14 protein-coding genes are annotated in these 21,253 nt (G+C 49.1%); all 14 read left to right on the top strand.

Translation table 11 applies throughout. From position 1 onward, the window contains the following. Positions 1–6 precede the first annotated feature (6 nt). Positions 7–1,176 (top strand): mandelate racemase/muconate lactonizing enzyme family protein, encoded by a 1,170-nt coding sequence (locus BGP76_RS08635; protein ID WP_119844366.1) that lies wholly within the window; start codon positions 7–9, stop codon positions 1,174–1,176. Further along, positions 1,148–2,599: an aldehyde dehydrogenase family protein gene (locus BGP76_RS08630; RefSeq protein WP_119844365.1), complete on the top strand. Its 1,452-nt coding sequence runs from the start codon at positions 1,148–1,150 to the stop codon at positions 2,597–2,599. The genes BGP76_RS08635 and BGP76_RS08630 overlap by 29 nt, the downstream gene beginning before the upstream one ends. Next, positions 2,599–3,558: a 2-dehydro-3-deoxygalactonokinase gene (locus tag BGP76_RS08625; protein ID WP_119844364.1), complete on the top strand. Its 960-nt coding sequence runs from the start codon at positions 2,599–2,601 to the stop codon at positions 3,556–3,558. Before BGP76_RS08630 ends, BGP76_RS08625 begins: the two co-directional genes overlap by 1 nt. Beyond that, positions 3,545–4,186, top strand: a complete 642-nt coding sequence (locus BGP76_RS08620) for a bifunctional 4-hydroxy-2-oxoglutarate aldolase/2-dehydro-3-deoxy-phosphogluconate aldolase (RefSeq protein ID WP_119844363.1) — start codon at positions 3,545–3,547, stop codon at positions 4,184–4,186. Before BGP76_RS08625 ends, BGP76_RS08620 begins: the two co-directional genes overlap by 14 nt. Before the next feature lie 123 nt (positions 4,187–4,309). After that, positions 4,310–6,085, top strand: coding sequence for a T9SS type A sorting domain-containing protein (locus tag BGP76_RS08615; protein WP_147407427.1), 1,776 nt, complete (start codon positions 4,310–4,312; stop codon positions 6,083–6,085). Positions 6,086–6,315: 230 nt separating this feature from the next. Further along, positions 6,316–8,349 carry an Ig-like domain-containing protein gene (locus tag BGP76_RS08610; protein ID WP_158584175.1) on the top strand — a complete coding sequence of 678 codons (2,034 nt, stop codon included), beginning with the start codon at positions 6,316–6,318 and terminating at the stop codon, positions 8,347–8,349. A gap of 244 nt (positions 8,350–8,593) precedes the next feature. After that, on the top strand, positions 8,594–9,970 hold the full coding sequence (locus tag BGP76_RS08605) for a sulfatase (RefSeq protein ID WP_255416087.1): 1,377 nt from the start codon (positions 8,594–8,596) through the stop codon (positions 9,968–9,970). Further along, positions 9,945–11,492 (top strand): kappa-carrageenase, encoded by a 1,548-nt coding sequence (locus BGP76_RS08600; protein WP_147407426.1) that lies wholly within the window; start codon positions 9,945–9,947, stop codon positions 11,490–11,492. Before BGP76_RS08605 ends, BGP76_RS08600 begins: the two co-directional genes overlap by 26 nt. Before the next feature lie 6 nt (positions 11,493–11,498). Further along, a complete protein-coding gene (locus BGP76_RS08595; protein ID WP_119844359.1) occupies positions 11,499–11,822 on the top strand; it encodes a hypothetical protein in 324 nt (107 codons plus the stop codon). Further along, positions 11,819–13,258 (top strand): hypothetical protein, encoded by a 1,440-nt coding sequence (locus BGP76_RS08590; protein ID WP_119844358.1) that lies wholly within the window; start codon positions 11,819–11,821, stop codon positions 13,256–13,258. The genes BGP76_RS08595 and BGP76_RS08590 overlap by 4 nt, the downstream gene beginning before the upstream one ends. After that, positions 13,255–16,497, top strand: coding sequence for a glycoside hydrolase family 2 TIM barrel-domain containing protein (locus BGP76_RS08585; protein ID WP_216010098.1), 3,243 nt, complete (start codon positions 13,255–13,257; stop codon positions 16,495–16,497). The genes BGP76_RS08590 and BGP76_RS08585 overlap by 4 nt, the downstream gene beginning before the upstream one ends. Then, entirely contained in the window at positions 16,494–18,062 is a 1,569-nt protein-coding gene (locus BGP76_RS08580; RefSeq protein ID WP_119844357.1) for a family 16 glycosylhydrolase, read from the top strand. Before BGP76_RS08585 ends, BGP76_RS08580 begins: the two co-directional genes overlap by 4 nt. Next, a complete protein-coding gene (locus BGP76_RS08575) occupies positions 18,052–19,728 on the top strand; it encodes a sulfatase (RefSeq protein ID WP_255416086.1) in 1,677 nt (558 codons plus the stop codon). Before BGP76_RS08580 ends, BGP76_RS08575 begins: the two co-directional genes overlap by 11 nt. A gap of 10 nt (positions 19,729–19,738) precedes the next feature. Next, positions 19,739–21,199, top strand: coding sequence for a sulfatase (locus BGP76_RS08570; RefSeq protein ID WP_158584173.1), 1,461 nt, complete (start codon positions 19,739–19,741; stop codon positions 21,197–21,199). Positions 21,200–21,253 lie beyond the last annotated feature (54 nt).

The raw sequence follows: 21,253 nt of genomic DNA, 5'->3' as shown, positions 1-21,253 counted from the left end.
AGAAACATGAAGATAGAAAAGATAGAACCCTTTGTGGTCACTAACAAGTTGGAAGTGCCCTTCTATTTTTCACAATGGAAGTATGATACTCGAAAAATATGTATCGTCAAGGTGACTCTAGAAGATGGTACTTATGGCTGGGGTGAAGGGTACGGTCCAGCTCAGGTGGTGAAGGCGGGAGTCGAATTTTTTTCACCATTCATCATTGGGATGAAGGCCTTAGAACACGAAGTAGTATGGCAGCAGATGTATTTGCGCTCGATGGATTTCGCTCGTAGCGGTACTTTTCAGGCAGCACTGAGTGCGATTGATGTTGCGCTGTGGGATATCAAAGGTAAACTGCTGCAGGCTCCTGTATCGGTATTGTTAGGTGGGGTCAAGAATCCCTACATTGCTCCCTATGCGACGGGGTTGTATTTTGAGGAGGCCGACGATTTGCAACAAAAACTTGTAGACGAAGCGATAATGTACAAAAGACAAGGATTCCGAGCGACGAAAATGAAGGTGGGTCTGGGAATAGAACAAGATCTACAGTACATAACTGCCATTAGAGAAGGGATTGGTTCTGAAATGAAGCTGATGATTGATTCAAACCATGCTTATTCCTATCATGAGGCGGCCGAATTGGCTCGAAGAGCAGAACAATTTGATATTGCGTGGTTCGAAGAGCCTGTCTCCCCAGAAGATTATGAAGGGTACAAAAGATTGCGAAATGCAACTACAATTCCAATTGCTGGAGGGGAATGTGAATATCTTAGATTTGGCTTCAAAAGATTGTTTGAACACAATAGCGTGGATATTGCACAACCGGATATTTGTGCGGCAGGTGGGCTTACTGAAGTAAAGCGTATCGCTACTTTGGCTTCTGCCTATAACAAGGATTTGGTGCCACATACATGGGGCACGGGCATTGCAATCAGTGCTGCGACACACCTAGTAGCCAATCTCGACAAGAACCCTGGCAGGATGTTCGATGATTTGCCGACGATGGAGCTAGATAGAACTGAAAATGCACTGAGAGATGAGTTGACTGCTCATCAGGTAGTCGTCAATCAGGGGATCATCGCAGTTCCAGAGGTTCCAGGTTTGGGCGTAGAAGTGAATGAAGATAAATTAGAAGAGTTTTTGGACAAAGAATCTATAGAAAATGAGTCAATCGTTGAAATTCGGTCATAAGAAATTATACATAGATGGACAGCTGTGTGAGTCCAGTCATCAAGGGGTTTTTGAAGTAGTGTGCCCAGGGACAGAAGAATCAATAGCTAGCTTGGCATGGGCTAGTCGAGAAGATACTGAAAGAGCCTTGACAAGTGCGCAAAAGGGTTTTGAGTATTGGTCTAAATTGCCGCTTTCGGAGCGCTTGGAGTGGATTGATAAGCTACGTCACAAACTGGTTGAAAAGCAAGACTTGTTACGAGAGGCCATCATGCACGAGATGGGCAAGACTTGGGAAGGAACCGAAGAGGATGTGACAAGTATTGTCAAGTCCTTGGCATTTTATTCGGATGAAATCCAAAAACGAGACATCATTCCTATCGCCGATCAAGAAGGTACGCACACACACCATATGCTTCAACAGCCTTTAGGGGTAGTAGTAGCTTTTTTGGCATACAATTTCCCGTTGCTCAATTTGGGATTCAAGCTTGGGCCAGCTTTGGCTGCTGGATGTAGTATTGTTTTGAAGCCTTCGGAGTTTTCTCCTCTTTCAGCTTATTTGATTGGTGAGATATGTGAAGAAATAGACTTTCCTAAAGGAGTAATTACAATTCTTAGCGGAGAGCTGATGGATGTTGGAATTCCGTTGTGTGAAAGTACCATCCCGAAACTGATCACGATGATCGGATCGACAGAAACCGCTCAGAAACTCATTGGACAAAGTAGTAAGACGTCTATCAAGCGCTACAGCATGGAGTGTGGGGGCAATGCACCTTTCATCGTGCTCGAAGATGCTGATCTGGAACTTGCAGTCAATATTGGGTCGGCACTCAAATTGGGCAACAGTGGTCAGATCTGTGTGGCTCCCAATCGATTTTTCGTGCATGAGTCTGTTATGGATGCATTTGTCCATGGGATGAAAGATAAACTCTCGAAGGCCAAGGTGGGGTTTGGGAGAGAAAATCAGCCAGACATGGGACCACTGGCCAATCGGAGAGCCGTCTTTAAGGTAGACGAGTTGGTCAAAGAAGCACAAGCACAAGGCGGGAAAGTGGTTACTGGTGGACAACCTTTGTACGATGTGGGGTATTATTATGCTCCGACGGTCATTGTTTTGGATAATCCTACTGCACCTGTTTTGCAGAAGGAGGTATTTGGACCTGTGGTGCTTGTCGTACCTTTCTCAAGAGATGAAGATGCCTTAAAATATGCCAATGATACCGATGCGGGGTTGGCGTCATATGTATTCACCAGAGATTTGAAAAAGCAGGAATATTTTGAAGAGAATCTAGCATTTGGAGAGGTACAGATCAATGGAGTGAAGTATGATATCTACCTGCCACATGGTGGAGTGAAGAATAGTGGAATTGGTGTGGATTGCTCAACTTATGCTTTGGACGATTATTTGATTCGAAAACGTGTGACCAAAGCCTTGAATGTTTGATGGGGGTGCCTGATTATTTTCTTAGTTGTGATTGGGGTACTTCCAATTTTAGGTTGCGTTTGATTGATTACAATTCATTGCAGATACTCGAAGAAGTTCGAAGTGATCAAGGGGTGAAGGTGATGAGTGATAAATTTGAACGTCGAAAGGAGGGGTGTCGTAGTGAATATTTTGTTAGGTATTTAGAAAGTCAACTCCAGAAACTACCTGAGTCAAATCGGAATCATACGATTGTGACCGCAGGAATGGCATCCTCCAATATTGGCATCAAGGAGCTACCTTATGCGGAGCTGCCGATAGATTTGGATGGGGGGAACCTGGTGTGGGAACATTTGTCTCTTTCTAAGTCGATGAACATGCTACTCATCTCAGGAGCCAAGAGCAAGTTGAGTATGATGAGAGGAGAAGAAATTCAGGCAATAGGATTAGAGCGTTATATGCCAAAGAGTGATGATGCGGTCTTGTTATTGCCTGGTACTCACAGTAAACACATTCATTATAAAAAGGGGCAATACGTTAGTCTAAATACGTACATGACAGGGGAGTTGTTTGCTATGCTATGTAACAACAGCTTGCTAGCCAAGTCTGTAAAAGCATCCAAATGGTGCTCAACGTATAAGGCGGCTTATGAAGAAGGGGTGTATCGCGGGTTGGACGGAAAGATGAGCTCAGGGTTGTTTTCGACCAGAGCACGAGATATTCTAGAGCAAAATAGTCATGAGGAGAATTTTTTTTACCTAAGTGGGTTGTTGATCGGAGATGAGCTGTCCTCACTCAAATGGTGTAAGCACAAAGTGATATTAGCTGCACCTAGGTCTCTCTATATGCTTTATAGCTTGGCACTTGGATTTACTCTGCCGGCAGAGCAGTATGTTTTACTTGATGACTCTGCACAGCAACAAGCGCTCTTACTGGGGCAGCGCAAAATATTTAACCATTATCATTATGCTGATAAATAAATTTAGTTGGAGCGATTTTGAGCAAGCACCTATTGTAGGAATTGTACGAGGTATGAGTTTGGATCAGGTACGTATGATTGCTCGTGCCTACGAAAAGGCTGGCTTATATGCTTTGGAGGTGACAATGAATACTGATAGAGCTACAGGGATCATCGCTACGATAGCGGAGGAGTTTCCGACGCTGTGTATCGGGGCTGGTACGGTCTGTAGTAGCGATGACTTACAAAAGGCTCTAGACGCTGGAGCACAATTTGTTGTCACACCGGTCGTCAACGAGGAGGTGATCACAGCTTCTGTAGCAGTACAGGTACCGATTTTCTCGGGTGCCTATACTCCGAGTGAAATCTACCATGCCTGGTCATTGGGAGCTTCGGTCGTTAAGGTTTTTCCAGCCACACAGCTGGGTACTCAGTATATCAAAGACGTGCTAGCTCCTTTGAATCAGATCAAGTTATTACCAACAGGTGGAGTTACATTAGACAACATCAGAAGCTTTTTTGAGGCTGGTGCAGTAGGCGTGGGCATGGGGAGCTCACTGCTGGACAAGACACATATTCAAGCGCAAGACGAAGAAGCTTTAATCAATCATTTTAGTCAGATAAGAGGATCGGTAAATCTTACGCTATAAAGGTAAATTGAAATCTACAGGCATTATAATGTTCATTGGTGTTTACTGTAGATGGATTTGTTCTAATTCTATATGATAAAGTGTTGAATGATGTTTTGGAAATACTTGTTAAACATTGTCCTATTGTTAGGTTGTAACTTGACCAATGCTCAGATCTCCAATGGCCCAGGAGGAGTAAGTACAATACATTTAAATATGTGGTTTGATGCGGGAAGAGATGCATACAGCGATGAAGGTCTGACAATGGCCGAGGGAGGCGATTTTATAACCCGATGGGGGGACTTGTCTTCCTCATCTACTACCAGCTATGCCAGCCAGGCCAACGCAGCGATGAAGCCCCTCTATTCAGAGGCTGTTTTTAATGGACAGCCTGCGGTATCCTTTGATGGAACGAATGACTTGTTGCTATTCGATGTGGCTACCTATGGATCAGGCAGTTATTTTGTAGTGTTCTTTTCATCATACTTAGGTGGTGCATTCGAAGATCAAGTACTCAATATAAGTGGAGGGGGGCAGGCTTTTGTTTTAGAGATGGATGGGAACCTTAGCTTTTCTGCTCGCTATTTTGATGGGACTAATAATCATTTGCTTAATACTAATGTACAACCTCGCGGCGGCATAATCACTGTGGACTATCTGGGTAGTAGCCCGTCCGTACTCTACGAAGGTGGCAGAGCAGAGGATACACAAACCCTAGGGGCAGCTTCTTCATGGACAGATGGCGTAGGTGCTATAGGCGGACATTCTATTTCTGAAGGATATTTTAGAGGCGATATCTCAGAGATTCTCCATTTTTCATCTCCAGTCAATGAGGTTGAAAAACTTTTGGTGGAAAATTACCTCTCTGCTAAATATGACCTACCACTCTATGAGAATAATTTGTACACCAGGGATAATTTAGGGTATGATTTTGATGTGGCTGGTATAGGGAGGATAGGTTCGGACCAGCTACTGGACGCTATGGGTACTGGCATGGTGAGAATGTTCAATCCGTCGGATTTGAATGATGGAGAATTTTTAATCTGGGGGCACAATGGTCTGAAGGCTGAGGCAGTTAATGCGACAGATGTGCCGAGTGGTGTAGCAGCTAGGTTTGAGCGCATTTGGAGTGTGAGTGAAAAGAACACTTCCAGTACGCAAATTGATGTGGGTAGTGTAGATCTACAGTGGGATCTGTCAGGTTTAGGGCCTGTGGATCCTGACGATCTTAGGTTAATAGTGGATAGTGACAAGGATGGTCAGTTTGCAGATGAGACACCCATAGCTGGAGCAGTTTTTGATGCGATTTCTGGATATTATACCTTTTTCTCTGTTACTGCTTTGGTCAACAATTCTGAGTTTACAATTGGTACCGCTAATGCTGGAGAGACTCCCTTGCCTGTGGAGTTGTATGGGTTTGATGTGATCAAGGAAAGCAATGATGTACGGATTGTATGGCAGACTTTTTCGGAGTTAAATAATGATTATTTTGAGGTGTATAGATCCAAAGATGGTGATCGTTGGAGCAGAGTCACCCGAGTCGATGGAATGGGAACCACCAATGTGCCTCAGCAATATCAAGTATCGGACATCTCCACGGTGTCAGGTACACATTATTATAAACTAAAACAGGTTGATTTTGACGGACAAGTAAAATGGTCTGAAGTGCTAAGAGTACAATTTCGTCAGCGTATTGCTGATTTGATTGCATGGCCAAACCCTGTCACCGATCTGTTGAACCTCAAGCCTGTGATCCTATCAAGCTCTTTCTTTCTATATGACTTGACAGGTACTTTGGTTAGAGAGTGGTCTATCGATGACTATCCATCGACTATGCCAGTGGTAGATGTATCGAGTGTTCCCTCTGGTGTTTACTTGCTAAAGCACGCAGGTGAGACTCTTAAGGTTGTCAAACAATAATCACCTTACAGGGTAAGATAGTGTATGGTAGAGGTAAATGTTACCTTATGGTTTTTGTTGTATCTGTCTAATATTGAGTTAGATAAATGATTGTGCTCTGGGTTGGTTAGTACGAGGTGTACCGCTAAATTATTTCTTACCAACTTTTTAAATGATCTATTGAGAAAGGATCGAATGGTGGGATGACTCTTATTCCGAACAGGTCAGAGCCAAGACTAAATTACTATAACATGATGAAACATTACTTAAGTACACTACTTATGCTGGTGGTTGTATGGTCACAGACCTATGCCCAGCTACCAGCCAAAACCGAAAACCCCTCCGATACCTGGGAAATCAGGTGGAGCGCTTCGGATGAATTTAACGGTGGATCGCCCGATTGGGCCAAGTGGATTCGAACCGGAAACTTACCCAATACCTCGTCATGGCTTTGGGACAATACCAACAATGTAAAGGTGGAAGATGGTATCGCTGAGCTGACTATGAGTCACAATGCGGGAAACGTGCCAGCGCAGGGGACTTATTTTAAGTCTGGTATTCTCAAGTCTTACAACACTTTTACCTATGGGTATTTTGAGGCGAAAATCAAAGGTTCGCCATTGTCTGGGTCTGGTGTTTGTCCTTCTTTTTGGCTGTTTAGCAATTTTGATGACAGTGCACCAGAGGGAGAGACTATTTATTCCGAAATTGACGTAGTAGAACTGCAGCAATTCGACTGGTACGAAGGGCATCAAGATGATGTCCGAGATATGGATCTCAACCTGCACGCTGTGGTCAAAAGGAATGGCGCTCGTGAATGGCGTAGACCGAAGCAATATCCAGAAGAGCAGCTCAATAAATGGAGAGCTCCTTGGGATCCTCGCAATGACTTTCATATTTACGGTTGTGAGGTCAACGAAAACGAGATTATCTGGTATGTAGATGGTGTAGAGGTGGGCAGAAAACCCAATACCTATTGGAATCGCCCGATGAATGTGACATTGTCTTTAGGGTTGAGAAAACCATTTGTTCAGTTTTACGACAATAGAAATAACGCTATCAACCCGCTCACGGATCCAGAGGCAAATGCACTGTTGGCTGAAATGCCTACGTCGATGTATGTGGATTATGTCCGAGTTTGGGAGAAAACGGGTACGAGTAGCAACCCACAACTTCCTAAGGGAGAGCTCGGTAACCCAGGGTTTGAAACAGGAGGGCTAGATTATTGGGGAGCTGGGTCAGGAACCAATGGGGTGGTGAGTACCGGCACCCAAAATGGAGATTATAGTGCTACGGTATCCAATGCCAGTGTGGCTCAGATTGTAACACTAGAAGCCAATACAACCTACACCGTAACAGCATATGGTAAGGTAGCTGCTGCAAGTACGAGTGCTTTTATGGGTGTTTCCAAAGCCATCACTAATGAGCTTGTTGAGAACGCCGAGTTTACCAGTACTTCGTATCAGCAACGTAGTATTACATTTACGACTGGAGCAACCGAGGAATCTTACAGGTTTTGGTTTTGGAGTGCTCACGATGCGTCTTGCGACAATTTTACTTTGTCTACTGGAGGGACAACTACGCCTCCTACAGATGTGCCTGTCACAGGAATAGCTGTGAATGCTGAAACCTTGTCTTTGACTGCTGGAGAGACCGCCAATATCAGTGCGAATGTTATGCCTAGTAATGCAACGAACAAACAGGTGACATGGGCATCAAACAATAGTGGCATTGCTAGCGTCAATGCAAATGGTCAAGTGACGGCACAGTCTGATGGTAATGCTACGATTACTGTGACAACTGAAGAAGGTGGATATACGGCGAGTGTTATGATTAGCGTGACGAGTGCTAACGTAGGCTGTGGTGTAGCAGAATGGGAAGCCAAAGCCTATAGTAAAGGAGAGCAAGTCATGTATAATGATACTTTGTATGAAGTAAAGTGGACAAGTGGCATCAAGAATGGTGGATGTGTGCCTGGTGTCTGTGCAGGATGGACAAGTTTAGGAGGCTGTAGCGGTGCACGAATCACAGACCGTAATGAGCCAGTCATTGTTAATTCAGTACAAGTTTATCCTAATCCAGCAGAGGGGTATACAACTGTAAATTTTGGTGAGCATGACGGAGATAAGCAGGTGAGCTTGATGAATATACAAGGGGTAATCTTAAAACAATGGACGGTCAGTACAGCAAAATTGGAATTTTCGACTCAGGCACTACATGGGGTTTATTTGCTTCAAATCAACTATAAGCAACAATCTACTGTACAAAAATTGGTAGTGAAGTAAACAAGTATTGGCTACTTGAAATGAATGAAGGAAGGAGTGTTTGCCAAGCAAGTACTCCTTTTTTGTTACAGGATGAGTTTTGTGTGGATAGAACAAGAGATAGCTAATGCAGGGGTAAAATAGTGCAGGTTTCAGGTAAGTGGAAGGAGTCTGTGTGGATACTATTTTATTAGAATTGCGTATTTATCGTTCGGTATGGATACAGAACCATATCGACACAACTTAGTAGATTAGAATGAAAGACATGATGAAGAGCGTAGGACTATTGGTGTTTGCCCTTTTATGGACTGGGAGTTGCCTTCAGGCACAATCCAACCAACCCAATATTTTGTTAATATTTATTGACGATGGCGGTAATGCCGACTTTGGGTTTCAGGGGAGTGATCTGATGCCTACACCCGCGCTAGATAAACTGGCCAAGAGTGGTGTAATGTTTACACAAGGCTATGTATCTGCCTCGGTATGCGGTCCGTCGCGTGCAGGTCTGATCACTGGCCGGTATCAGCAGCGATTTGGTTATGAAGAAAACAACGTGCCCGGCTACATGAGCGAAAACTCTAAACTGCTCGGCGATGAGATGGGGCTACCCGTGGACGAAAAAACCATAGGGAACTATCTAAAAGGCTTGGGTTATAAGACAGGCTATTATGGCAAGTGGCACCTGGGTGATGCCGACAAGTACCACCCGACCAAGCGCGGTTTCGATGAGTTTTACGGATTTCGTGGAGGCGATAGGAGTTATTTTGCCTATGAGCAGATTCCACATGATGACAAAAAAATGGAGCGTGGCTTTGGCCAGTTCGAAGAGCCAGAAGGATACGTGACCGATGTACTGGCTGACGAGACGATCGCTTTTATTGAGAACAACAAAAACGAACCGTGGTTTGCCTTTTTGGCTTTCAATGCCGTGCATACACCGATGGAGGCCACAGAAGAAGACCTGGCGCAATTTCCGCAGCTCAGCGGTCTGCGCAAGGAAGTAGCCGCCATGACCCTGGCACTTGATCGCGCTTGCGGCAGGGTGCTCGACAAACTCGACGAGCTGGGGCTGGACAAAAACACCCTCGTGGTATTCACCAACGACAATGGCGGTCCTACCGATAAAAACGGCTCGGTCAACCTGCCCCTGAGCGGCACCAAGTCCAATCACCTCGAAGGTGGCATCCGCGTGCCTTATCTGATCAGCTGGCCTGCTCAACTTAAAAAGAAGCAAACCTACAATTACCCGGTTAGCACCCTCGATCTGTTGCCTACTTTTTATGCAGCAGCGGGTGGCGATATGAGCGACCTGCCGTCGGTGGATGGCGTAGACCTCATGCCCTACCTGCAAGGCAAGAACGAAGATAGGCCCCATGAGACGCTCTTCTGGAAAAAAGGCCCCCGAGCTGCAGTACGTCAAGGCGACTGGAAGTTGATTCGCTACTCAGATAGACCTGCGGAGTTGTACTATTTGCCAGAGGATATCTCAGAGCACAATAACCTAGCGAGTCAAAACTTAGAGAAAGTACAGGAACTTTTCACGCTGCTCTATGAATGGGAATTGACCTTAGAACCACCACTCTGGCATCTCAAGCGCAAGTTTGAAAAATACGACATTGATAGAATGGACCGATATAGATAACCGTGAAATGAAAGGGATGAGGAGATTGGTTTTTAGTCTAATAGTAGTAATAGTCGGAGGTCTGAGTGTACATGCTCAGTCTCCTGCTTCTCACACAGGCATGCTGTGGAATGTCAAGCCTGAGCACTCTGACGAGTTCGATAGTTTTGATGCCAACAAGTGGAATAGTGACCTTAATGATTGGGGTACTTGGTCTTGGGAACCTGATTTGGCCTATGTCAAAGAGGGTATGCTCAATATCAAAATGATCCAAGAAACGCATCAGCGAGGTGGAAAGGAATTCTATTACAAATCAGGCATAGTGCGTCAAGAGCAAACCATAACCTACGGTTATTTTGAGACGCGAATCAAGGGCTGTGATCGTTTTCCAGGTGCCTCACCAGCTTTTTGGTTGTATAGTGTGGGACAACCTACACCTACAGAGGAAGGCGGTGTGCAATATTCGGAGATCGATGTAGTGGAGCTGACTCAGCGCGAGTGGGATTTCGAGACCAACGACTGGGAGGGGCCTGAAGTCATCGACATGAATCTCCATACAAGGATCATCAAAGATGGCCAACTCACCTGGATACGTCCTGGTGGATACCCCGACATCACCCGCAACAAGTGGCACGCCGATTTCGATCCGCGCGATGACTACCACACCTATGGGGTGCTTAGCCGCAAAGACTCCATCTTTTGGTATGTCGATGGGATCGAGCGTGGACGAAAAGAGAACCTCTATTGGCACCTGCCCATGTACGTGACCGTATCGATGGGACTACGGTCCCCGTTTGAGAAATATGTAAGCGGAGACCGTATAACAGCACCAGAGGAGACGACTAATGAAGGCTTCCCCACCGAGATGCACTGCGACTATGTGCGCGTATGGGAGGCGCCCCCGCAGATCGTGACAGATGCATCTGTTTATCAAAATACCACCTACGGACTCAATCAAAACCTGGAGTTTGATGCCTACTACGATGCAGGCAGCGGATTCACCGTACAGTCCGAGGGCTGGAAGGGCATCACCGTGATCCTGGCTCAGAAGGACGCCAATGGTCAGACCATCCAAGAAGCTAAAACCAACGATGTATCTATCGTAGGGCAGGCCGCAGGTCGAGTGAAGGTGCAGGTGCCATTGGAGGGCTTGACTATTAGTGATGACTTACCTGACGGTCATTATTACGAACTCAATGCTTTTCTCAAATCCTCGAAAAACGGTGGAGAGGAGGTAAGCCTACAGCAGCCGATTATGGGCATTACCCTCGTCGATCAGGTTCTGTCTGCCGACGAGCCCCAGCCTGCTTCGCTGCAGCTTTACCCCAACCCGGCCCATACGATGATCACCCTCGCGGGACTCGATGGACAGGAAGATGTGCAAGTGTACAATATTCAGGGTATGGGCTACCGATTGCCGGTCATAGCTGTGCAAACAGGTAGCTTGCAGCTTGATGTGAGCAGCCTGCCTGCTGGGATATACTTGGTCAGTGTGGCGAACAAGGAAAATAAGGAAATACTCAAATTCACTAAAAAACAATAAAATAGCATGAACTACCAATTTAGCCATATCGGCATACCCACTACCGCAGACAAGGAATGGGACGGCTTTTACGAGCCAGGCAAAATTCACTTTACTGAATTTGACAAAGACGAATACAAAGTAGAATGGGTCAAGTTCGATGCAGACAGCCCCATGCCGGAGTTGGTACGCACTGTACCACATGTTGCCTACCAGGTGCCAGATATGCAGGAAGCGCTCAAGGGAAAAAAAGTGATCGTGGAGACCTTTTCACCTGGAGAGGGCGTCTACGTGGCTTTCATCGAGCACAAGGGTTCGCCGGTAGAGTTTATGCAAATCGACGAGCAATGAGAAGATTACTTATCGCAATAGCGCTGCTCATAGCCCTATCTCAGGCACAGGCTCAGATAGTAGAGACGAGAGACAACTACCGCGACTGGGGCTGGGACGATGTAATGGTCGCCGAGAATGAATTTATCAGCCTGGCTGTCGTACCGCAGGCTGCCGGTCGTATCCTGGAGTACAACCTCGGAGATGTGCCCTCGCTTTGGATCAATCCCGATCTTTTCGGGAAATCCTATTCCAACCACGACAGGGTCAAGGTCGACGAATGGAGAAACTTCGGAGGCTACCGACTGGTACCTCTGCCGATCACCGACTGCTCTATCAATCGCCAAGGGGACAAGGCGCAGCGCTGGCCTCCCCCGGTAGTTATCGGTGACGCCCCCTACTGGGCGGCTATTGAAGAAAACCCCGAAGGCCAAAAGGAGATCGTTGTGCGATCGGGCATCCAAAACCTACCAGTGCCACAGTACGACTACCAAAACAAAGCATATCTGCTCCCAGAGAGCATCGACGAACAGCTACAGTACGAGCGCTCGCTCTATATCGAGCCGGCCAGTAGCCGGGTTTTGATGACGCACAGGCTCACCAACCGAGGGATCGCGCCCGTAGAGCGCGGATTGATGTTCTCCAGTCAGCACGTATCGGAGAGCGGACCCGACCAAAAAGACGGTGAAAACTACGTGGCCTACGTACCCTTCGACGATGAGCATCTGCTGCCCGACGGCCAGCCCTACGAGATCATGGGCGATGCTGAGTCGCGGTGGCGCTATGTGCATCGCAACAGGCGACCGCTAGATAAGGAAACCCCTGCCGACGTAGAAGCATACTACAACGACGGCAACAACTGGAATGGCGAAGTAGCCCCGGGCGTATTCGAGGTGGAGTATGAGTACGATCTCATGTCGGGTTTTCATATCGTCTCCTCTCAGTCGTGGCTTTGTTATGTCAACAAGACCAACAATACGGCTTTCGTCAAATGGTTTGAACCCTACGACGATGCACTCACCTACGAGTACGGCATCAATGCCTCGATCTTTTGCAGTGGGATGGAAACCGGCTATCTGGAGACCGAAGTGCTCACGCCGATTTATACCTTGCAGCCAGGTGAATTTTTCGAATACAAAGAAAACCACGGAGCAGCCAAGATCGCCGCTACGCCCGTGCTGGAGGTCAATCCCACAGGGGTGATCACCGATCGTCTGACCTACGAGGGACAGCAGATCAGCGGTGCCTACGGTGTGTTTGTGCAGGGGATGGCCGAGCTGAGGGCATTGGATGCCAAAGGGAAAGTCAAGCAGACCATCGCCCTGGGCGCGGTGGATCCGTTGCACGCCTTCGTACTGGCGCAAGGCACAGAGATCAGCAGCAAGGCACGCACACTGCAGCTGTGGGTCGTGCAGGCCGACGGTAGCGAGTGGCTGTTGGATGATTTGACATTATGATGAAAAGAAAGGTGATGAAATACGCAGCAATACTGCTGGCGCTGTGCCTGGGCACAGGCCAGCTATCCGCCCAAAACGACTGGGAAAACGAATTGGTTTTTGAAAAAAACAAATTGCCCGCAAGGGTGGCGAGCTACTCCTACACCAGCGAGGCAGATGCCCTGGCCTCTGACAGGAGCAAAGCCCGTATGCAGTCACTCAATGGCACATGGCAGTTTCAGTTTACCCCACGATCCGAAGACCGACCGATGGACTTCATGGTGGCCGATTTTGCCGGAGCGGGTTGGGACAGCATCGAGGTACCGTCCAACTGGGAACTGCAGGGCTATGGGCAGCCCATCTATACCAACATCACCTATCCTTTCACACCCAACATTCTGGATACGACGCTGACCTACGACTGGAAAGGGCCTCAGCCTCCGATACCGCCGTACATTTATCGCGACAATCCTGTCGGGAGCTATTTTCGGGACTTTGAGGTGCCGGCGGACTGGACAGACCAGTCAGTGATTTTGCATTTTGGCGGGGTGTCTTCCGCTTTTTATGTCTGGGTCAATGGCCAGCAGGTGGGCTACAGTCAGGGGAGTAGACTGGCAGCCGAGTTTGATATCACGGATTTTCTCCGAAAGGGCAAAAACCGGGTCGCAGTGCAGGTATTTCGCTGGAGCGATGGTAGCTACCTCGAAGACCAGGATATGTGGCGACTCAGTGGTATCCACCGCGAGGTGATGCTGCTGGCACAGCCCAAAGTATCGCTCAATGACTACTATGTACGTGCCACCTTGGATGACGAATACCAGGACGGCCAGCTGGAGATCAGACCCCGAGTGTGGGTCAAGTCAGACCCTACAACGCTGGACGGCTGGCAGGTAGAAGCCACGCTCTACGATGCAGACCAGGAGGCCGTTTCTGAACCTATGTCGGCCAGTGTCAAGGCCATCTACGAAGAGCGCTGGCCGCCGCGTGACATGCCGCCTTTTGCCTTCCTCCAATCGCCCATCGCCCAGCCGCGTCAGTGGTCGGCAGAGGAGCCCTATCTCTACACGTTGGTGCTGCGCGTGACTGACCCGAGCGGTCAGTTGATGGAGGCCAGGAGCCAGAAGATCGGCTTCCGAACCGTAGCATTTGGGGTGGACAAAGCCTTGCTCATCAATGGCCAGCCTGTCAAGATCATGGGCGTTAACCGCCACGATCATCACCCCGTACGGGGAAAGGCGCTGACCCGAGACGACATGCGCAAGGAGGTGGTCCAGATGAAGCGATTCAATATCAATGCCGTGCGCACCTCGCACTATCCCAACGATCCGTACTTCTATGAGCTCTGCAATGAATATGGCCTCTATCTCATGGGAGAAGCCAATATCGAATGTCATCATCTTGGGAGCTATATACCTAACAGCCCCAGCTGGACGGGTGCCATGCTCAGTCGGGTCTATCGCATGGTCGAGCGCGACAAAAATCATCCCTGCATCATCTCCTGGTCGCTGGGCAATGAGTCGGGCACTGGCCCCACCTTCGCCGCAGCGGCCAACTGGGTGCGCGAGTACGACCCCTCGCGCTTCGTGCACTACGAGGGCGCACAGGGCGACCCCACAGACCCCGACTATGTATCGGCTGCCAATGTGGGCTATACCTCTCAAAACTGGCCGACCATGGCCAACCCCAACGATCCGGCCTATGTGGATGTGATCAGCCGCATGTATCCCGACCAGCGTCAGTTGGTCAATATGTCCGAAAACCCTAAACTGGATCGCCCCATCATCATGTGTGAATACATGCACGCCATGGGCAACTCTGTGGGAGGACTCGGGGAGTTTTGGGATGAGATCAGACAGCGCCCCAATCTGATTGGTGGTTTCATCTGGGATTTTAGAGACCAGGGATTGCGCAAGCTGGATGCTAATGGTAAGGCCTTCTACGCCTATGGGGGCGACTTTGGTGATAAGCCCAATGATAGCAATTTCTGCATCAACGGCCTGTTCGCATCGGACTTGCAACCGCACCCTCATGCTCTGGAGGCGCGCTATGTTTTTCAGCCGATAGCCATCACCGCTGAGGATTTGTCCGCTGGTAAGGTGCGCGTGAGCAACCGTCTGTCGTTTACCAACCTAGATCGATATGAGATGCGATGGACTCTTTCGGAAAACGGCAAAGAGATACAAAAAGGCAAAATCAAAGCTGTAGATGTGGCTCCTGGCCAAAGTCAGCAGCTCACGGTGCCTTTCAAAACCAATAAATGGAAAAAGGAAAATGACTACTGGCTCAAGGTGACCCTCCACGAGACAGCAGACCGACTCTGGTGTGAGGCGGGCTATGAGCTGGCCCACGAGCAAATGCTGGTACAGGCCGCACAGCCAGCTACGGCCCCTAAACCAACCGCCAAAATGAGCTGGCAAGAGACCAAAGACGCAGTGGTGATCAGCGGTGACGACTTGCAGTTGACCATAGATGCCGCGACGGGCTGGCTCAGCTCGTATCAGGTCGCTGGAGTCGAGCGATTGGCAGCCCCCTTGCGCCCTAATTTTTGGCGGCCCGCCATCGACAATGATCGACGAGGAGCTAGTGCCAAGGCCTGGCGTGCCTCACGAGAAGTCTGGCAAAACCTGCACGAGACCTTGCTAGTAGAGGACATCGCTGTGAGCGAAGGGGAGGCCGGCGCGTACGAGGTGCGTGTACAGCAATCGCACGATAGCGGCATAGCACTCACGACGCGCTATACCATAGATGCGACGGGAGTGACCGTGCGCCTAGAGCTGGTAGCGCCCGAGGACGCACACAATTTGGTACGCTTTGGGATGACGATGGGCGTGCCGGCAGCATTGCGATCGACGACCTACTACGGCAAGGGACCGTTCGAAAACTACCCCGATAGGCAGCGGGCAGCATGGGTCGACGAGTTTAGCGGCCCTACCGACGAGCTGTTTTACAGCTATGCTTTCCCTCAGGAAAATGGCAACCACACCGATACCCGATGGCTCGTGATGCAGGGAGACCAAGGCCGTCGCTGGCAGGTGCAGGCGATCGAGCAGCCTTTTGCCTTCAGCGTGTGGCCTTATGATGCCGACAATATTGAAGCCGCGGAGCACCTCTACGATCTGCAGCCGCAAGGCTACTACACGCTCAACATCGACCATGTGCAGGCAGGCCTGGGTGGTACGCTATCGCTTACCCTACCACAGTATCAGCTCAAGCCAGGCCGATATACATTGGATTTTAGAATATCAACGAGAAAAAAATGAAAAAAAATATCACTATACTGGCCATCCTGTGGGGAGTGACAGGGGCAGTGGTCGCACAGGAGTATCCCTACACCGATCCAGACAATGCAGGTGGCTGGCAGCTGCTGGAGACGGTGAGTGACGAGTTTGACGGTACGGACGTAGATCGCGACAAGTGGTACGTGCAGGGTGAAAGCGGGCATTTCGAAAACAACTTCGTCGGCCGGGCACCCTCGCAGTTTGCGCCGGGCAATGTGGAGGTCAAAGACGGTTTTTTGACGATCTATTCGCGCTGGGAGCCAGACTATGATTACAGCGACAAGATCATGAATGGCTATGCGTATGAAAACATCACCACGGCGGCCATCATCACCAAAAGCCAGTTTCACTACGGCTATATGGAGATTCGCTGCAAGGCGGCCGACGGCCCTATGTCGAGTGCTTTTTGGACGACCGGACAAGGGGGCGAATTAGATGTATTCGAACACTATGGCAACAACCCCAACAATCCCTACAGTGCCAAGCGCTATCATACTTCATTTCACGACTGGCGCGATCCGCAGTCTCCCACCTGGGGCAAGCGTATCTGGACCAATGAGCATATACTCAATTTCAGGGTGGCCGATGACTTTCATATCTATGGGCTGGAGTGGGATGCCGATTATATCAAAATATACGTGGATGGCCAGCTGATCAAGTGCAGTACGCGCGAGGAGATCGACGATGCCTGGGTGGTCAACAATCCCCAAAAGGTATGGCTGGACAGTGAGGCTTTTCCCTGGGAGGTCAATCCTGATCAGCTGTCGGCAGAGGATTTTCCCGGAGAGGGCAGACAATACTTCGTGGATTATGTGCGCATCTGGCAAAAAGAAAATGTGATATCTGGCTGTGAGGATCGGGACAATCTCATCGCCAATGGTAGCCTCGAAAGCGGGCTGACCGGATGGGATACCCAAGGGGCCGTGACCGTGGCTATGGATCAGGCGCATGAGGGCGCGCAAGCCATGCGCCTGAGTGGGCTGGGAGCCGCAGAGCAGACGATCACCGTGAAGCCGCACACCACCTACCTGCTCTCAGCGTGGGTACGTATGCCTAGCACCAACATGAGCAATGTCTGGCACAATGCCTATCTGGGAGCCAAAGACTATGGCGATGGCCAAAATGATGTGCGCTACTTTCGTCCAGACTACACCTATCAGAGTTTGCAGTTTACCACGGGTAGCACGACACAGGCCACTATCTACTTCGAAAACCGCAATGCCTCCCATCAGGCCTATGCCGATGATTTTGAGTTGGTAGAGCTAGAGGACCTGAGTGGAAATACACCTGTGCTCGCTACGCCTAAAGTAATGGATACGCTGGTGTACCCCAATCCGGTGAGGGATCAGCTGACTGTGTTTACGGAAAGGAAGTCTGTGGTTTCGGTACACAACTCGGCAGGGATAGAGATCTTCAGCACCCAGTGGGATGAGGGTGAAAGGGTATTGAATACAAGCGATTGGTCACCAGGGATATACTATTTGCGATTGAGTCCACTCGATGGAAGTCATCAGCAGGTTTACCGTATGGTGAAAAATGACAAATAAAATGGGCGGAAAAACGATGAAAAAGAAACGGATGAAAGAAGCGATAGCTGTTCTGGCCATTACACTGGTATGTATTCACCCATTGTTGAGTCAATCACAGAGGAAACCAAATGTACTCTTTATAGCTATTGACGATCTGCGGCCAGAGCTGGGAGCCTATGGGTCGGAGGTTGCAGTTACACCTCACTTGGATGTGCTTGCAAGTCAGGGGTTGTTGTTCGATAGAGCCTACTGTCAGCAGGCTATTTGCAGTCCGTCAAGGGCTAGTGTCATGACGGGCGCAAGACCAGAGAGCATCGGGGTGATAGAGAATTATACATACTTTAGGGATCTCAATCCTGATTTAGTCACGCTTCCTCAGCACTTTATTCAACATGGTTATCAGACGGTCAATGTGGGTAAGATTTATCACGGGGCGTTCAATGATGCGGAGCTCTCTTGGAGTCGTTTGCCAGCGACGGATCGTTGTGCAGTAGAGCAGCCTCATTTCCCAGGAGGCTATGTCCTGGCCGAAAATCAGGAGATATTCAGAAAAAACAAGGCAGAGATGATCGCCAAATATGGTGATGCAGCCAAGCGAGGGCTTGGTCAAGGTCCAGCGTATGAGTGCGCCGACGTGCCGGACACGTATTATGTAGATGGCTACAATACTCAACTGGCCATCGCTACGATACGGGACATGCTGGAGCAAGCACCGAATCAGCCTTTTTTCATGGGGTTGGGCTACTACAAACCCCACTTGGACTGGTTGGCACCCAAGAAGTATTGGGACTTGTATGACGAAGAAAAGCTGACTTTGGCATCTCATCAGCAGGGGCCAATCGATGGAGCAGCTATGGGGCTACATCCTTCGTTTGAGTTGAGGGTACGTGCAGGGATACCCAAAGCAGGTGACATTGGAGATAGTTTGGCGTATACGCTCAAGCATGCATATCTCGCTTGTGTGAGTTATGTCGATGCACAAATCGGTATGGTGTTGGAGGCACTAGACGAAGCTGGGGTGAGAGACAACACCATCATAGTGGTGTGGAGCGACCATGGTTGGCATTTGGGAGATATGGGGGTTTGGGGCAAAGCCACCAACTATGAGGTAGCCACACGGGTGCCGCTGATGATATGGACTCCAGCGATGAGAGATGAAAATAGAGGAGTCGTGACGGAAGCCTTGGTGGAGTTGGTAGACTTGTATCCTACCTTATGCGAGCTCGTGGATATAGCATTGCCGAGCCATTTGGAGGGCCGGAGTTTAGTTCCACTCCTTGAGGATCCGCATCAAAGTTGGAAAGAAGCGGCTTTTAGCCAATTTCCTACGCCGGCACTGCGCGAATGGGCGGCAAATCCCCTGTCGACAGGGATGAGAGAGACTTACTTTGGGCCGTTGATCGTAGCGGTGGAGGATCGGATCAGGGCACAACAAGGAGCCAATTGGGATAGGGAGTTGTTCGAAAACAACCTAATGGGCTATGCCATGCGGACCGATCGTTACCGTTTGATCTTATGGAAGGACCGCAGAGATATGGAGGCCAAGCCGCTCTTTGTGGAACTGTATGACCATGAAGTGGATTCGGACGAAACCATCAATGTAGCAGAAGAGCAACCTGAGGTGACACAGCGATTGATGGCGCTATTTGATCGTCAGTGGTCCACTCAGCATAAACGAAAATAGACACATGACTATGAGAAAAACATTACTTGTCTGGATAGGAGCACTTAGTATGGTGGGCTTTTTTGCTTGCCAACAAAATGTGAAAAGGGAAACAGCATCCAGACCCAATATCGTGATGATCCTCTGTGATGATTTGGGGTATGGCGATGTAGGATTCAATGGAGCAACGGATATTCGTACGCCTGTCTTGGATCAATTGGCTGCAGGAGGGGTGAGATTCTCATCAGCGTACGTGCCCCATCCCTTTTGTGGGCCCAGTAGAGCAGGTATGATGACGGGGCGCTATCCTCATACGATAGGCGCACAGTTCAACCTGCCTCCCAACACTGCTAGGCTGGACGAGGGTATCACTCGGGACGAGGTGTTCATCAGCAAGGTACTGCAAGTGTCGGGTTATCATACGGGTATCGTCGGCAAATGGCACCTCGGAGCTGCTGCGCCCTATCATCCCAATCAGCGTGGGTTTGATGAGTTTTACGGTTTTTTAGGTGGAGGTCACAAGTATTTTCCCGAAGAGTACCTATCCAAATATGACGAGCAACATGGTAGCGGCGATGGAGCGGTGTGGGATTATCTGAGACCGCTGGAATACAACGGGCATGAAGTCCGCGACACAGCATATCTCACGGATGCGCTTTCTCATCAGGCTGTTGATTTCATCAGTAGAGCAGCACAGCTGGACAATCCTTTTTTTCTGTATCTCGCTTACAACGCACCTCATGTCCCCTTGGAAGCCAAGGCAGAGGACTTGGCTTTGTTTGCCGAGATAGAAAATCCGGATCGCCGAACCTATGCCGCGATGGTGTATGCTGTGGATCGCGGGGTAGACGAGGTAGTCAATGCGTTGAAGGCAGCAGGAGAATACGACAACACCTTGATTGTTTTTTTGAGTGATAATGGAGGCAATACCGATCATGGAGCCAACAACGGTGCCTTGCGAGAGGGCAAAGGCAGTACCTACGAAGGAGGCTATCGTGTGCCTATGTTTTGGCATTGGCCAAATCAAATACAGGCCCATGAGGCTTGTGAATATACCGTCTCGGCACTAGATTTTTACCCCACTTTTGCTGCACTGGCTGAGGCCGAAATCCCTTCTGGAAAATTGCTGGATGGTCAGAATGTTTGGCCTGCTGTTGTGGGTCAAGAGGATTTTAGGGCCGAGGCACCCCTCTACGTCATGCGTCACCGTGATGGGTATAGCGATGTGGGCGTTCGGCAAGGCCAATGGAAAGCCGTGAAAGCTCACCAACAAAGTTGGCAGCTTTTTGATGTCAATCAAGACATAGGAGAGCGCAAGGATCTCAGGCAACAGTACCCCGCTCAACTCAGCGCTATGGTTGACAGTGCCGAAAAGTGGAGCGAAACCCATGTACAGCCTCTTTGGTTTCACAACCAAGAAACGGCCGATCGATGGCACGCGGATGGGATGCCGCGGCTTGAGGAGACTTTCCAGTCTAGTATTGGCCAGTGATTTCATAGAGTTGCTTACAATGAGCATTCGATTTAATGAATAACAGGATTGCAG

Origin of the sequence: Reichenbachiella sp. MSK19-1 (assembly GCF_003590315.1) — a bacterium.
GTDB lineage: Bacteria > Bacteroidota > Bacteroidia > Cytophagales > Cyclobacteriaceae > Reichenbachiella > Reichenbachiella agariperforans.
Note: the sequence above shows the minus strand (reverse complement) of the source record. Positions and strands in the feature narration are given on the sequence as shown.

Coding starts and splice junctions, on each gene's coding strand:
- BGP76_RS08635 (WP_119844366.1), top strand. CDS start 7: ATGAAGATAGAAAAGATAGAACCCTTTGTGGTCACTAACAAGTTGGAA.
- BGP76_RS08630 (WP_119844365.1), top strand. CDS start 1,148: ATGAGTCAATCGTTGAAATTCGGTCATAAGAAATTATACATAGATGGA.
- BGP76_RS08625 (WP_119844364.1), top strand. CDS start 2,599: ATGGGGGTGCCTGATTATTTTCTTAGTTGTGATTGGGGTACTTCCAAT.
- BGP76_RS08620 (WP_119844363.1), top strand. CDS start 3,545: ATGCTGATAAATAAATTTAGTTGGAGCGATTTTGAGCAAGCACCTATT.
- BGP76_RS08610 (WP_158584175.1), top strand. CDS start 6,316: ATGATGAAACATTACTTAAGTACACTACTTATGCTGGTGGTTGTATGG.
- BGP76_RS08605 (WP_255416087.1), top strand. CDS start 8,594: ATGATGAAGAGCGTAGGACTATTGGTGTTTGCCCTTTTATGGACTGGG.
- BGP76_RS08595 (WP_119844359.1), top strand. CDS start 11,499: ATGAACTACCAATTTAGCCATATCGGCATACCCACTACCGCAGACAAG.
- BGP76_RS08590 (WP_119844358.1), top strand. CDS start 11,819: ATGAGAAGATTACTTATCGCAATAGCGCTGCTCATAGCCCTATCTCAG.
- BGP76_RS08585 (WP_216010098.1), top strand. CDS start 13,255: ATGATGAAAAGAAAGGTGATGAAATACGCAGCAATACTGCTGGCGCTG.
- BGP76_RS08580 (WP_119844357.1), top strand. CDS start 16,494: ATGAAAAAAAATATCACTATACTGGCCATCCTGTGGGGAGTGACAGGG.
- BGP76_RS08575 (WP_255416086.1), top strand. CDS start 18,052: ATGACAAATAAAATGGGCGGAAAAACGATGAAAAAGAAACGGATGAAA.
- BGP76_RS08570 (WP_158584173.1), top strand. CDS start 19,739: ATGAGAAAAACATTACTTGTCTGGATAGGAGCACTTAGTATGGTGGGC.